The organism is Magnetospirillum sp. LM-5 (assembly GCF_902729445.1).
Lineage (GTDB): Bacteria > Pseudomonadota > Alphaproteobacteria > Rhodospirillales > Magnetospirillaceae > Magnetospirillum.
Genome location: NZ_CACVCE010000049.1, coordinates 1 through 12,942, shown reverse-complemented (window position 1 = coordinate 12,942; position 12,942 = coordinate 1). Strand labels below are relative to the sequence as shown.

Sequence of the window (12,942 nt, the reverse complement as noted above, 5' to 3'; positions counted from 1 at the left end):
TCGCCGGAGGGCGGGATTTTTCGAGGTGCCCTGAAATGAGATTTTGTTCAGGTTATCCAGTTCTTCACCGGAACGCGGCAGCTTATAGCCCGACGGCTTGACTAGCTCATGCTCTTCGGGGCACGCGATCATCTCTTCCTTGGCTGCTTTTGCAGCCACCCACCACCCGGCCCGCTCAGCTTTTGCTTGCCGCGCCGCCTGATGCGATTCTTCGAGCTGGTGCTTCAGCTCCTCGATCTGGTGCTCGAGCTTGGTGCAATGGTCGCGCCACTCCTGGTCAAGGCGCGAGATTTCTCGATTATGTTTGGCGATCAGCAGGGCGATGATTTCGGCCTTCTGCGCACCCGCCGAAGCTTCTGCTTCCTGACGCGCGGCTTCGGCAGCGCGGCGCTTATCGTCATGGGCGGTCAGGGATGCGTCAAGATAACCATCAAGGTAACCAGCCATTACAACCTCGCGAAACGGGTGTCTTGCATCCGAGTATGCCATGGCGCAGCGGCAGCGGCAAATTTCGCAAGGCGTGTAAAGTGCGCACGCGACCTGTCGACCGCTCATCGTCCTGAGTCGGTTCGCATTTTGCCGCCAGGACCTCATCCAAACAAGAAAGAGCTGTACGGTGCCATTACCATGGTTGCCGTCGGCCAAGCCGAGTTCACGGCTCCCCAGCGTCGTCGCGCATTTTGCATTGCGGTGACGGCAGATGATTGCCAAAAAGCAGCCGCCCTCTCCGGTTGGGATCGGAACAACCGTCCGTTTCTGGCGTCATCGGCCGGATCGAGGGCTATGCAGAACGGCGGTTTTGGCCCCGACCCGTACGGCGCGATGCGGGCAGTGCTTCGCAAATGCAACATTAACAATGGCTTATCTGCGGCTTGGCCGTCAGTTCACGGTTCACATTTGCCTGTGACTATAAGAAGATAACCGCCAGCTGGTGATACCAATGATCGCCGGATGGACGGGAGGAACAGACGTGACCATCAACAGACGCGAGTTTTTCCGGCTGGGCGGCAGCGCCGTCGCCGGAACGACCGCCAGCGCCCTGGGCTTTGGCAGCCTAGAGGCGGTCGCCGCCGAGGTGCGGCCCTACAAGCTGGCGCGAACCACCGAGACCCGCAACACCTGCCCGTATTGCTCGGTCAGCTGCGGCGTTATCATCCACACCACCGGCGACGGCTCGAAGAACACCAAGGCCGAGATCGTGCATGTCGAGGGCGACCCCGACCATCCGGTCAATCGCGGCTCGCTGTGCCCCAAGGGCGCGGCACTGCTGGACTTCATCCGTTCCGAGACCCGGGTCAAGCAGCCGATGCACCGCGCCGCGGGCGAGGCAGGCTTCAAGCCGGTCAGCTGGGATTTCGTGATGGAGCGGGTCGCGCGCCTGATGAAGGACGATCGCGACGCCAACTTCAAGCAGACCAGCGACGACGGCAAGACCCTGAATCATTGGTCGACCACCGGCTTCCTGGCCGGCTGCGCCACCACCAACGAAACTGGCTGGCTGACCTATAAGACGGTCCGTTCGCTGGGTATCATCGCGGTCGATAATCAGGCTCGTATTTGACACGCCCCCACGGTGGCCAGTCTGGCTCCAAGTTTTGGGCGTGGTGCGATGACCAACGGGTGGAACGACATCAAGAATGCTGATGTCGTGCTGGTGATGGGCGGCAACGCCGCCGAAGCGCATACCTGCGGCTTCAAATGGGTGACCGAGGCCAAGGCCAGCAACGGCGCCAAGCTGATCGTGGTCGATCCGCGCTTCACGCGCACGGCCGCCGTGTCCGACCTGTACGCGCCGTTGCGTCCGGGCACCGACATCGCCTTCCTGGGCGGTGTCATTCATTACCTTCTGTCCAACAACAAGATCTTCAAGGATTACGTCCTCGCCTACACCAACGCCGCCTTCATCGTGAAGGAAGGCTTCGGGTTCGAGGACGGCCTGTTCACCGGCTACAACGCGGAAAAGCGCGATTACGATCGCTCAACCTGGGATTACGAGTTCGACGAGGCCGGCCAGGCCAAGCTGGACCCGACGCTGGAAAATCCGCGCTGTGTGTTCAATCTGCTGAAGGCGCATTATTCCCGCTATACGCCCGAGATGGTGGAACGGACCTGCGGCACGCCCAAGGACCTGTTCTTGAAGGTGTGCGAGCTGATCGCCACCACGGCGACCGGTGCGAAGACCCTGACTAGCCTTTATGCGCTGGGCTGGACCCAGCATTCCAAGGGCTCGCAGAACATCCGCAACATCGCCATCATCCAGCTGTTGCTGGGCAATATGGGTGTTCCGGGTGGCGGCATCAACGCGCTGCGCGGTCACTCGAACGTGCAGGGCATCACCGATTTCGGTCTGTTCTCGAATTCGGTGCCGGGCTATCTGGCCATGCCCAACAGCAAGGAAGCCACGCTCGAGGATTATCTGAAGACCCGGGCCTTCAAGCCGATTCGCCCCGATCAGATGTCGTTCTTGCAGAACTATCGCAAGTTCTTCGTCTCGTTCCTGAAGGCGATGTATGGCAAGAACGCCACGCCGGAAAACCAGTTCGGCTTTGACTGGCTGCCCAAGGTGGACGTCAACCTCGATACGCTCAGGCAGTTCGAGATGATGTTCCAGGGCAAGATGAACGGCTTCGTCTGCCAGGGCTTCAACCCGCTGATGAGCGTGCCCAACCGCAAGAAGCTGATCGCCGGGTTGTCCAAGCTGAAGTTCCTGGTAGTGATGGACCCGCTGCACACCGAGACGGCGCATTTCTTCGAAAATCACGGCGAGATGAACGACGCCGATCCCGCGAAGATCAATACCGAGGTGTTCCTGCTGCCGACCAACTGCTTCGCGGAAGAGGAAGGCACCTTCACCAACTCGGGCCGCAATATCCAGTGGCACTGGAAAGCCGCTGAGCCCCCGGGCCAGGCCAGGACCGACATCCAGATCATGGCGGACCTGTTCTTGCGCTTGAAGGCGCTCTACGCCAAGGAAGGCGGCAAGTTCCCGGACCCCATCATGAATGTGGACTGGAGCTATCGCAATCCGGCCAGGCCGACCGCCGACGAGTTGCTGCGCGAAATCAACGGCCGCGCCTTGGTCGATCTGCCCGATCCGACCGATGCCACCAAGCCGCCGATCAAGAAAGCCGGCGAGCAGATGGATATCTTCGCCCAACTGCGCGACGACGGTTCGACCAGTTGCGCCAACTGGATCTATTCGGGCTGTTACACCGAAAAGGGCAACATGACGGCGAGGCGGGATCCCAGTGATCCCAGCGGCAAGGGCATCCATCCCAATTGGGGTTATGCCTGGCCGGCCAATCGGCGCATCCTTTACAACCGCGCCTCGGCCGATCCGTCGGGCAAGGCGTGGAATGCCAAGAAGAAGGTGATCGAGTGGAATGGCAGCCGCTGGGCGGGCATCGACGTGCCCGATTTCGGGCCGCTGATCGACCCGACCGTCAAGGCGACCGGCCCCTTCATCATGAACCCGGAAGGGGTGGGGCGGCTGTTTACCAGGGGCATGATGCGCGAAGGCCCGTTCCCCGAGCATTACGAACCGTTCGAAAGCCCGGTGGCCAATCCGTTCCATGCCAAGGTGCAATCCAACCCGGTGGCCCGGGTGTTCAAGGGCGACCTGGAAGTGTTCGGCAAGTCCGAAGATTTCCCCTACGTCGCCACCACCTACCGCCTGGTCGAGCATTTCCACTATTGGACCAAGCACGCCAAGATGAATGCCGTGCTGCAGCCCGAATTGTTCGTGGAAATCGGCGAGCAACTGGCCAAGGAAAAGGGCATCAGTGCCGGCGACATGGTTGAAGTGTCGTCGAACCGGGCCCGCATCAAGGCCAAGGCGGTGGTGACCAAACGCATCCGGCCGCTGATCTGTGACGGCAAGCCGGTGCATGTGGTCGGCATTCCCATCCATTGGGGCTTCATCGGAGCCACCAAGAAGGGATTCGGCGCCAATCAGCTCACTCCCTATGTCGGCGATGCCAATACCGAGACGCCCGAATACAAGGCGTTCCTGGTCAACATCAAACGCATCGGCCCGGCGGCCTAAAGGGAGGAAACGATCATGGCAACGTTACAATCCCTGGATGTCCGCAACCGCTCGGCCAGTACGGCGGTGCCTCCGTCGGTCCGCAAGGACCTGGAAGTCGCCAAGCTGATTGATGTCTCGAAATGCATCGGCTGCAAGGCGTGCCAATCGGCCTGCATGGCCTGGAACGATCTTCGCCCCGATGTCGGTGTCAACTCGGGTACCTATGACAACCCCGACAACCTTGGCCCCGCCGCCTGGACGGTGATGCGGTTTGCCGAACATGAGGAAGCGGGCAAGCTGGAATGGCTGATCCGCAAGGACGGCTGCATGCATTGTACCGACCCGGGTTGCCTGAAGGCCTGCCCGGCCCCCGGTGCCATCGTGCAGTACGCCAACGGCATCGTCGATTTCGTACAGGAAAACTGCATCGGCTGCGGCTATTGCGTGAAGGGCTGTCCCTTCAACGTGCCCCGCGTCTCGAAGGCCGATAACCGCGCCTACAAGTGCACGCTGTGCTCGGACCGGGTGGCCGTCGGCCAAAGCCCGGCCTGCGCCAAGGCGTGTCCGACCGGGGCCATCGTCTTCGGGTCCAAGGAAAGCATGATCGACCACGCCCAGGGCCGCATCAAGGACCTGCAATCGCGTGGCTACGACAAGGCCGGACTTTATGACCCGCAAGGCGTTGGCGGTACCCACGTCATGTACGTCCTGCACCATGCCGACCGGCCGGAGCTGTATTCCGGCCTGCCGGACAACCCCGCCATCAGCCCGATGGTCGCCCTGTGGAAGGGGGCCCTGAAACCCCTGACGATGATCGGCATGGGCATGGCGGTGCTGGCCGGGTTGTTCCACTTCGTCACCCGCGGCCCCAACGAGGTCACCGAGGCCGACGAAGAGAACGCCCGTAAGCTCAACGGGAGGGACGCGGCATGACCACGAGCACCGAAAAGGTCGCGGTCGTCCGCGACACCTATATCCGTTACAACCCCAGTGAACGGGCCAATCATTGGCTGGTGGTGGTGTGCGCCATCTTGCTGATGCTGTCGGGGCTGGCCTTCTTCCATCCGGCCTTCTTCTGGCTGACCGCCCTCTTCGGCGGCGGCCAGGCGGCCCGCGCCATCCATCCGTGGATCGGCGTCGTGCTGGCGGGTTCGTTCACCTTCATGGGCATCCGCTTCTTCCGCCAGAACATCTGGACCAAGGAAGACGGCGAATGGATGAGCCATGTCGGCGACCTGATCAACCACCGCGAGGACAAGGTGCCCGAAGCCGGCCGCTTCAACGCGGCGCAGAAGCTGGTCTTCTACGTCATGTTCTGGTCGGTGGTGACCCTCTTCCTGTCGGGGCTGGTGTTGTGGCAGCATTATTTCGGCGATGCCTTCCCGATGGGATTGCAGCGGTTCGCCGGATTGGTGCATGCCCTGATGGCGGCGGCGATGATCATCACCATGATCATCCACATCTATGCCGCCATCTGGAACACCGGTTCGGTCCGCGCCATGACCCGCGGTCCGGTCACCGGCGGCTGGCTGTGGAAGCATCATCGCCGGTATCTGCGCGAGGAGGTCGGCGGGCGTAAATGAGCGATAGTCCCGAAACGTTACTGGCCGGGGGCGGAACCACCGTTTCGCCCCCGGCCGTCCTTCTGCCCGATCCCGCCCTGCTGTTCGACCGCAGGTCCCGGCGCCTTGCCGCCTGGGCCGACGGCCATCCGCTGGGCGACTATCTGGCGTTCCTGTCCCATCTGTGCGCCGCCCAGCACAAGGCGCTGGCGTCCGTTTCGCCCCCCGATCTGCCGGCCCCAGCCCTGCTGGACCAGCGCCTGGCGGGCCAGATGCCGCTGTTGCCGCGCGAGGCGTCGTTTCTGACCCCGGCCTGGCGAGCGGGGCTTGCCGCAGTGCTGGATGGCATTGTCGGCCAGAACCTGCCCGACCCGGCGCGGCGCGTGGTCGAGGTCCTGGCGGCCGAGCCGGGGCCTGCGCTTGATGCCAGGGCGGCGGCGTTCCTGACCGGCCAGACCGGGCCTGACGATCTGGCCGCCGGTCTATTCATTGCCGCTGCCTTGCAGGTGTTCTGGGCCAAAGCGGCCGGCGCCTTGGCCCCCAGCCTGCCGCAAACATTGGATCCGCCCGGCCTGTGCCCGGTCTGCGGCTCGGCCCCGGTGGCGGGGCTGGTGATGGCCGCCGACCCGCTGGAGGGCGTGCGGTACCTGTCGTGTGGCCTGTGCGGCTGTCATTGGCACCATCCGCGTGCCTATTGCTCGTCCTGCGGCTCGGACAAGGACATCGCCTATCTGGCTTTCGAGGGCGGCTCGTCCCATGTCCGCGGCGAGACGTGCGGCGAGTGCCGCACCTATCTGAAGCTGTTCGACGAGGCCAAGTCGCCCGGCGCCGAGCCCTTCGCCGACGATCTGGCCACCGCCGGTCTGGATTTGCGCTTGGCCGAGGATGGCTGGCACCGGGCGGCGGCCAATCCGTTCCTGCAGGCAGGCCCGGGGTGAGCCCGCTGCCGGCGGTACATGCCGTGCTGGCTGCCCCCGGCACCCAGGCGCTGCTGGCCCAGTATGGCCGCGACGATACCGTGGCGGCCTTGCGTGAGGCGCTGGATTCCTTCCGTCAGGCCGGCCGTCAGGCCGGGATCGAGGCCGTGCTGGCCTCGGCCGGGGCCATCCTGGAATACCGCCACCGGCCGCGGGTGCGTCCGGTGTTTAACCTGACCGGCACGGTGCTGCACACCAATCTGGGCCGGGCGCCGTTGCCGGCCGAGGCGGTGGCGGCGGCGACGGCCGCCATGACCGGGGCCATCCCGCTGGAGTTCGATCTGGGCCGGGCCAAGCGCGGCGACCGCGACGATCTGGTCGAGGATTGGCTGTGCCGGCTGACCGGGGCCGAGGCCGCCACCGTGGTCAACAACAATGCCGGTGCCGTGCTGCTGATGCTGCATGCATTGGCGGCCAAGGCCGAGGTGGTGGTGTCGCGCGGCGAGTTGGTGGAAATCGGCGGCGCCTTCCGCATCCCCGAGGTGATGGCCCGGGCTCAGGCCCGCCTGCGCGAGGTCGGCACCACCAACCGCACCCATCTGCGTGATTTCGAAGCCGCCATCGGCCCCAAGACCGCCGCCCTGATGAAGGTGCACACCAGCAATTACGCGGTGGTCGGGTTCACCGCCCAACCGCCCGAGGCCGAGCTGGCCAGACTGGCCCATGATCACGGCCTGCCCTTCCTGGTCGATCTGGGGGCGGGGTCGCTGGTCGATATGGAACGCTGGGGCCTGCCGCACGAACCCACCCCGCGCGAGACCCTAGCGGCCGGGGCCGACCTGGTCTGCTTCTCGGGCGACAAGCTGCTGGGCGGGCCGCAGACCGGCATCATCGTCGGTCGCAAGGACCTGGTCGCCCGCATCAAGAAGAACCCGCTGAAGCGCGCGCTGCGCATGGACAAGATCCGTCTGGCCGCGCTGGAGGCCGTCCTCAAGCTCTATGCCGATCCCGACAGCCTGGCCCAGCGTTTGCCGACGCTGCGCCTGCTGACCCGCCCGGCCGACGCCATCGCCGCCATGGGCAGGCAAGTGCTGCCGGCGATCGAGCGGAGCATGGACGGTAAGGCCAGGGTCGCGCTGGAACCCTGTCACAGTCAGATCGGCAGCGGCGCCCTGCCGGTCGATCTGCTGCCCAGCTGGGCCATCGTGCTGCGCCCACCTCTTGGCACCAAATCGGAAGGCCGCGCGCTGGATCAGTTGGCCGCTGCTTGGCGCGGCCTGCCGGTGCCGGTGGTCGGGCGCATCGCCGACGGTGCCCTGTGGTTCGACCTGCGCTGCCTGGAAGACCATGCGCCCTTCCTGGCGCAATTGGCCGATTTGCCATGATCGTCTGCACCGCCGGCCATATCGACCACGGCAAGACCGCCCTGGTGCGGGCTTTGACCGGCATCGACGCCGATCGGCTGGCCGAGGAAAAGGCCCGCGGCATCACCATCGATCTGGGTTTCGCCTATCAGGATCAGGCCGACGGCCGGGTGCTGGGTTTCGTCGATGTGCCCGGCCACGAACGCTTCGTCCACAACATGCTGGCCGGGGTGTCGGGGCTGGATTTCGCCCTGCTGGTGGTGGCCTGCGACGATGGGGTGATGCCGCAGACCATCGAGCATCTGCACATCCTGGACCTGCTGGGCCTGTCCCGCGGCCTGGTGGCGCTGACCAAGGCCGATCTGGCCGACCAGGCCCGGCTGGCCGAGGTCGAAGCCCAGGTGCGCGCCCTGCTGGCCGCGACCGCGCTGGCCGATGCCCCCATCGTTGCCGTTTCGGCCAGGACCGGGCAGGGGGTCGATACCGTCGCCACCCATCTGGCCCTGGCCAGCGCTGGGACAGTGCGCGAGCAGGGCGGTCTGTTCCGCCTGGCGGTGGATCGGTCCTTCACCTTGGCCGGAGCGGGCGTGGTGGTCACCGGCACTGCCTTTTCCGGCCGGGTGGCGGTCGGCGACCGCTTGTGGCTCAGCCCGATGGGGCGCGAGGTGCGGGTGCGCTCGCTGCACGCCCAGAACCGTAAGGCCGATCAGGGCTTCGCCGGCCAGCGCCTGGCGCTGAACCTGGCCGCCGCCCAGTTGGGCAAGGACGACATCGCCCGCGGCGAGTGGGTGCTGGACGCTGGTCTGCACCATCCGGTCGATCGCTTCGACGCCCATTTCCGCCTGCTGAACAGCGAGCCCCGCGCCCTGGCCCACTGGACCCCGGTCCACCTGCATCTGGCTGCCGCCCATGTGCCGGCCCGCATCGCCCTGCTGGACGGCGATTCCCTGGCCCCGGGCCGGGACGGTCTGGTGCAACTGGTGCTGGACCGGCCGATCGGTGCCCTGGCCGGCGACCGCTTCATCCTGCGCGATCAGTCGGCCCGGCGGACCATCGGCGGCGGCCGGGTGCTGGACCTGTTCCCGCCGGCGCGGGGCCGACGCACGCCCATGCGCCTGGACATCCTGGCGGCGGCGCAATCGTGTCGGCCGGAACAAGTGCTGGCGCAGCAATTGGACCGGGCGCCGGGCTGGGTCGATCTGGATCGGCTGCGCCTGCAATGGAACGCGCCCGAATTGGCCGTACCCGACATGATCGCCGCCGGTCGCTTCGCCTTTCGGCCGGCGACATGGCAGGCTTTGCGCGCCGGGCTGGTCGAGGTGCTGGGCGCCTATCACCAGGACCATGCCGACCAGCCCGGCCTGCAGGCACCGCGCCTGAAATCGGCCGTCGATCCCAAGATGGCGGCCGATCTGTTCGGCTGCGTGGTCGCTGCCGCCATCGCCGACGGCGTGCTGGACCAGGATGGGCCGTGGCTGCGCCTGCCCGGCCATCAGGCCCGGCTGTCGCCCGCCGACGAACGGGTGTGGGACGAGGCCCGGCCGCTGCTGGGCGGCGACCATCGCTTCCGCCCGCCCCGGGTGCGCGATCTGGCCGAAGACCTGGACGTGCCGGAAGCCGAGATGCGCGGCGTGATGAAACGCGTCGCCCGCATGGGCCGGGTGGTGTTGGTGGCCCAGGACCATTATTTCCTGCGTGAAACGATGGCCGAAATGGCCGCCATTGCCGCAGACTGTGCCCAACAGGCCAAGGATGGCTGGCTGATCGCCGCCCGGTTTCGCGACCGGCTCGACAATGGGCGCAAGGTTGCCATACTGATCCTGGAATATTTCGACCGCGTCGGACTGACCATCCGCAAGGGCGATCTGCGCAAGGTGCGCGCCGACCGCCTGACGCTGTTCGGACCAGGCGATGGAAGGGAATCGTCCCCGGTGGGGCGGACGGACTTCAAATCCGGAAACGGTCGGTCGCCGGCTGTTGGTGGGTTCGACTCCCACTCCCTTCCGCCATCATGACGCCTCTCAGGGTGGTCGATAGCGGCCTGCGCGGCGCCCGGGCCAACATGGCCATGACGGCGGCGCTGCTGGCGGCGCGTGCCGAGGGCCGCATTCCTGACACCCTGCGCTTCTTCCGCTTCCCGCCCTGTGTGCTGATCGGCCGCCACCAGGACCCGGCCGCCGAGATCGATCTGGAACAAGCGGCCGGGATCGAGCTGGCCCGTCGTCCGACCGGCGGCGGTGCCGTCTATATCGACGATCGCCAGCTGTGCTGGGAAGTGGCCCTGGCCTGCCAGGCGCCGCTGGACCACCTGACCGGCGATCTGTGCCGCGCCGTCGCCGTCGGGCTGTCGGGGCTGGGGGTGGCCTGTTCCTTCGCGCCGGCCAACGACATCGAAGCCGCCGGCCGCAAGATTTGCGGCACCGCCGGTCTGGTTCGGGGTGGCGCCGCCTTGCTGCACGGCACGCTTTTGCTGGATGCCGATATCGACAGCATGGTCCGGTTGCTGACGCCGCCCGCCGCCAAGCTGGCCCGCCATGGCGCGGCGACCATCGCCCAGCGGGTCACCGGGCTGGCCGCGCTGCTGGGGGGCGTGCCGTCCTTCGCCGCCGCCCGGGCGGCCATCGCGGAAGGCATCGCGTCGCTGGGTTTTTCGCCGTATCCTGGAACCCTCACGGATCACGAGGAGACCTGCGCCGCCCAATTGCGGGCCGGCCCCTTGGGGTCGGATGCCTTCCTGTGGAACGGAGACGTCGATGCCGACTAAGCTGGTGGTGCTGCTGGCCAACACCGATCCCGACCGCCCGATCGAGGTCGGGGCACCCCTGTTCCAGGCCGCCGTCGCCGCCTCGATGGATTGCGAGGTCGATGTGGTGCTGACCGGGGCGCCGGGCATCCTGATGAAGAAGGGGGTGGCGCAAGCCATGGTGCTGAAGCCGGATTCCGGCAAGACCGCCTATGACTTCATCAAGATGGCCAAGAAGGCCGGCGCCCGCTTCCTGCTGTGCGCCGCCACCGCAGATCTGCACGGACTGGGGCCGGACGATTTGATCCCCGAATGCGACGGTCTGGCGGCGGTAACCGAATATGTCGCCGACCTGATGGACGACAAGTGCCGGGTCCTGACCTTCTGATGGCCGGTACCTGGGATTTCCCGCCCGATCGATTCTACGATGCCGGCCGCCACATGTGGTTTCGCGAGGAAGCGCCGGGCTGCTTCCGTGTCGGCATCACCGCGCAAGGGGCCAAGGTGGTGGGCGATCTGGTCGCCTTCATGCCCAAACGGGTCGGCGGCCGGGTCGAGACCGGGCGTTCGGTCGCCACGGTGGAAAGCGGCAAATGGGTTGGCGCGGTGCGCCTGCCCTTCGCGGGTTTGGTGCTCGAGGCCAACGAAGCCCCCATCGACCGGCCTGAGTTGATCAACCAGGACCCGTTCGGCCAAGGCTGGATGGTGGTGGTCCAGGCCGACGAACCGGAAGCCACCCGCTCCCTGCTGGAATCCGGGCAAGCCGGCTGCGAGGGGCCCTAATCAACCAATGTGACCATCGCCGGACCAGAGGCCACCTCGCCGATGATGGCGGCATCGGTGAACCCGTGATCGCGAAAGGTTGCCAGCACGTCGTTGACCGCTGAAAATCGACACGACACCAGCAAGCCGCCGCTGGTCTGCGGGTCGGTCAGAAGCTTGATCCGCCAGTCGCTGGGCTCCAGCCCGCTGGCCACCTTGGACCCATAGCTGGTCCAGTTGCGGCCCGAGGCGCCGGTGACGATGCCGTCTTGCACCAGCGCCAGGGCCTCGGGGATGGTCGGCACCTGGCTGGCCTTGATGCGCAGGCTGGCCTTGCTGCCGCGGGCGAGTTCCCAGGCATGGCCCAGCAGCCCGAACCCGGTGACGTCGGTCATGGCATGCACGCCGTCCAGCGCTGCCAAATCGGGGCCGGGCGTGTTCAGCCGGGTGGTGACATCGACCATGGTGGCGTAACCGTCGGCAGACAGCTTGCCCTTCTTCAGCGCCGCCGACAGGATGCCGACGCCGATCGGCTTGCCCAGCACCAGCACGTCACCTGGCCGGGCCTTGTCGTTGCGCTTGATGTGTTCGATCCGGCCCAGGCCCAGCGCCACCAGTCCGTAGATCGGCTCGACCGAATCGATGGAATGGCCGCCGGCCAAGGGGATGCCGGCCGTCTGGCACGCCGACAACCCGCCGCGCACGATGTCGCGGATGGTGGCGTCGGGCAGCTTGTCCACCGGCATGGCCAGGATAGCCAGCGCCAGGATCGGCCGCGCCCCCATGGCATAGACGTCGGACAGGGCGTTGGTGGCGGCGATACGGCCGAAATCGAAGCCGTCATCGACAATCGGCATGAAGAAATCGGTGGTCGCCACCAACGCCTGGCCGCCGCCGATATCATAAACAGCGGCGTCATCGCCGTTTTCCAGCCCGACCAGCAGGCCGGGATAGGGCAGACTGTCCTTCGGCACCTCGGCCAGGATGCGTTCCAGCACCGCCGGAGCGATCTTGCAGCCGCAGCCGCCACCGTGTGAAAAACCGGTCAGCCGGATGGGATCGGACATGGATGTTGGCCCTTGCGATCTAACGAATCGGGGTCCGGCCGCCATGGGCGGTCGATCGAAACACGGGGATTGTGGGCCGGGCCATGATTGGGCGGTCTGAACCAGACACCAGCCCCGGGAGCCATTCCGCCAAGGATGCGACCGCCGGGCAGGGCTGTCAAGCCGGTGGGGCGTGACGTGCAGGGCGCGACCCGGTTCGCTCAGCCAGATTCTTGATCGAAGAGACGCCCGCATGGTCCATCGCTCGCTATCCGCTTGTTGCCCTAAGCCTTCTGGCGGCAGCCCCGGCCTGGGCCTGCGGCCGCTCGGATAAGGACATGGGATACGGCTATCCCGCCAAGCCGTTGATCGTGACCGATATGGTGACCAACGAGAGCCGGCTGATGTGGAATCTGCGGGGCTCGTTGCGTGCTGGCGAGGACGGCACGGCGCAATGGTCGATCACGTCGCTGCCAGGCGGGCCGGACAAAGGGATCAGGCTCCGGGTTTCGGCCAAGCGT

Annotated in this window: 11 protein-coding genes, 1 tRNA gene and 1 pseudogene; 11 read left to right on the top strand and 2 right to left on the bottom strand. The window is 66.0% G+C overall.

Translation table 11 applies throughout. The features are described from left to right. The coding region (locus tag MTBLM5_RS15155; protein WP_217425044.1) for a hypothetical protein at window positions 1-447 on the bottom strand (447 nt) is incomplete at its 3' end. Between the two features lie 523 nt (window positions 448-970). Here MTBLM5_RS15155 and fdnG point away from each other — a divergent pair. The 10 genes and pseudogenes from fdnG to MTBLM5_RS15105 all read left to right on the top strand — a co-directional run bounded on the left by fdnG (window position 971) and on the right by MTBLM5_RS15105 (window position 11,396). Further along, window positions 971-4,045: a formate dehydrogenase-N subunit alpha gene (gene fdnG / locus MTBLM5_RS15150; protein WP_217425043.1), complete on the top strand. Its 3,075-nt coding sequence runs from the start codon at window positions 971-973 to the stop codon at window positions 4,043-4,045. A 15-nt stretch (window positions 4,046-4,060) separates the two neighbouring features. Continuing rightward, entirely contained in the window at window positions 4,061-4,960 is a 900-nt protein-coding gene (gene fdxH, locus MTBLM5_RS15145; RefSeq protein ID WP_173976910.1) for a formate dehydrogenase subunit beta, read from the top strand. Next, entirely contained in the window at window positions 4,957-5,610 is a 654-nt protein-coding gene (locus MTBLM5_RS15140) for a formate dehydrogenase subunit gamma (RefSeq protein WP_173976909.1), read from the top strand. The genes fdxH and MTBLM5_RS15140 overlap by 4 nt, the downstream gene beginning before the upstream one ends. Continuing rightward, window positions 5,607-6,527, top strand: coding sequence for a formate dehydrogenase accessory protein FdhE (gene fdhE, locus MTBLM5_RS15135; RefSeq protein ID WP_173976908.1), 921 nt, complete (start codon window positions 5,607-5,609; stop codon window positions 6,525-6,527). Before MTBLM5_RS15140 ends, fdhE begins: the two co-directional genes overlap by 4 nt. Further along, the gene (gene selA / locus MTBLM5_RS15130; RefSeq protein ID WP_173976907.1) at window positions 6,524-7,891 is read left to right on the top strand and encodes an L-seryl-tRNA(Sec) selenium transferase; all 1,368 of its coding nucleotides are present in this window, start codon (window positions 6,524-6,526) and stop codon (window positions 7,889-7,891) included. Before fdhE ends, selA begins: the two co-directional genes overlap by 4 nt. Further along, window positions 7,888-9,732 (top strand): annotated as a pseudogene (selB, locus tag MTBLM5_RS19185) (selenocysteine-specific translation elongation factor); the annotation flags it as partial. The gene selA and the pseudogene selB, both read left to right, overlap by 4 nt. Window positions 9,733-9,783: 51 nt before the next feature. Then, window positions 9,784-9,879: transfer RNA gene (locus MTBLM5_RS15120), tRNA-Sec, on the top strand. A gap of 2 nt (window positions 9,880-9,881) precedes the next feature. After that, complete coding sequence (locus MTBLM5_RS15115) at window positions 9,882-10,634, top strand: lipoate--protein ligase family protein (protein ID WP_173976906.1); 753 nt, start codon at window positions 9,882-9,884, stop codon at window positions 10,632-10,634. Beyond that, entirely contained in the window at window positions 10,624-11,001 is a 378-nt protein-coding gene (locus MTBLM5_RS15110) for a DsrE/DsrF/DrsH-like family protein (RefSeq protein WP_173976905.1), read from the top strand. Before MTBLM5_RS15115 ends, MTBLM5_RS15110 begins: the two co-directional genes overlap by 11 nt. Then, a complete protein-coding gene (locus MTBLM5_RS15105) occupies window positions 11,001-11,396 on the top strand; it encodes a glycine cleavage system protein H (RefSeq protein ID WP_173976904.1) in 396 nt (131 codons plus the stop codon). Before MTBLM5_RS15110 ends, MTBLM5_RS15105 begins: the two co-directional genes overlap by 1 nt. Here the strand turns inward: MTBLM5_RS15105 and selD are convergent. Beyond that, complete coding sequence (selD, locus tag MTBLM5_RS15100; protein ID WP_254431082.1) at window positions 11,393-12,442, bottom strand: selenide, water dikinase SelD; 1,050 nt, start codon at window positions 12,440-12,442, stop codon at window positions 11,393-11,395. The two genes, MTBLM5_RS15105 and selD, sit on opposite strands and share 4 nt — an antisense overlap. 212 nt (window positions 12,443-12,654) lie before the next feature. Here selD and MTBLM5_RS15095 point away from each other — a divergent pair. Continuing rightward, a partial coding sequence (locus MTBLM5_RS15095; protein ID WP_173976902.1) for a hypothetical protein occupies window positions 12,655-12,942 on the top strand: 288 nt, incomplete at its 3' end.